The sequence below is a fragment of the Synechococcus sp. H60.1 genome (genome assembly GCF_047462335.1).
Lineage (GTDB): Bacteria > Cyanobacteriota > Cyanobacteriia > Thermostichales > Thermostichaceae > Thermostichus.
In genome coordinates this window covers 1-573 of record NZ_JANSJA010000256.1, presented here as the reverse complement: position 1 = coordinate 573, position 573 = coordinate 1, and the positions used below count along the sequence as shown (strand labels likewise).

Genomic DNA, 573 nt, shown 5'->3' with positions numbered 1-573 from the left:
TGGCAGTTGGGGTTGGTTAAGCTGCCCTACGGAAGGCACCTGAGAAATGACCGGCCCAGGGGAAGCCGGCTGAGGGGGAGGAGCCACCTGAGCTGGCGGGGAAGGGGGAGGAGTTTGGGCAAGGGGCTGAGGAGTAGGGGCTGTCCCCTGGGGAGAAGGAGAGTTTTGAGCAGCCGGAGGGGAGGCAGGAGCTGGCGGCGGGGCCACAGGCTGAGGTCGGGTTGGCGAGGCCGATTGATTGGGCGCTACTTGGCTAGGCGCTGCCGCTACAGGAGCCGGCGGGGCAGAGGGCAAGCCCTCAAACTCGAAGACCAACTGCGTCGGGCTGCGCCGGGCCAGCAAGCCCTGGGGAGCTGCCGCAACACCGGCAATTTCTATCCGCACGCTGTCACTGCCTAGTTGCTTGGCTTCGATGAAGCGCACTCCCGGCAAGGGAGACTCCTGACGATAGCGGCCTTGACCGCCATCCAGTTGAGCATTGGTGATATCCCCAATCCAAGACCGGCCCTGTTGGGTAAAGAACACCTGTGGACGGGCGCCCCCTGCAGTGGTGATCTCCAGCTTCATGCGGTT

The 573-nt window shown here is 64.2% G+C and carries 1 protein-coding gene; it reads right to left on the bottom strand.

The window, feature by feature from the left end; all coding sequences use genetic code 11:
- The coding region (locus NW852_RS11940) for an AMIN domain-containing protein (RefSeq protein WP_414426773.1) at positions 1–573 on the bottom strand (573 nt) is incomplete at both ends.